Origin of the sequence: Pseudobacillus wudalianchiensis, from assembly GCF_001685015.1 — a bacterium.
Lineage (GTDB): Bacteria > Bacillota > Bacilli > Bacillales > Domibacillaceae > Pseudobacillus > Pseudobacillus wudalianchiensis.
The window spans coordinates 1-363 of sequence record NZ_MAYT01000021.1 but is presented as its reverse complement, the minus strand read 5'-3'; the positions used below and the strand labels follow the sequence as shown (position 1 = coordinate 363).

Annotated in this window: 1 protein-coding gene; it reads left to right on the top strand. The window is 48.8% G+C overall.

The genetic code is table 11. The annotated features are described in order from the left end of the window. The coding region (locus tag A8F95_RS10555) for an ATP-binding protein (protein ID WP_483826432.1) at positions 1-363 on the top strand (363 nt) is incomplete at both ends.

The following is a 363-nucleotide window of genomic DNA, read 5'->3' as shown; positions in this document are numbered from 1 at the left end:
TTGTGAAGCAGCTGTCAAGCTCATGAAAAACGTGGACTACTTAAATGCAGGGACCGTCGAATTCCTTGTGGCGGGCGATCAATTCTATTTTATTGAAGTGAACCCGCGTGTCCAGGTAGAGCATACGATTACAGAAATGATTACGGGCATTGATATCGTTCAGTCTCAAATCTTAATTGCAGAAGGCCACTCGTTACATAGCGAAACAGTCGGCATTCCCGCACAAAAAGACATTACGATTCATGGCTATGCGATCCAGTCCCGTGTGACAACGGAGGACCCGTTGAATGACTTTATGCCGGATACGGGCAAAATCATGGCGTATCGCTCCGGCGGCGGTTTTGGGGTCCGCTTGGATGCAGG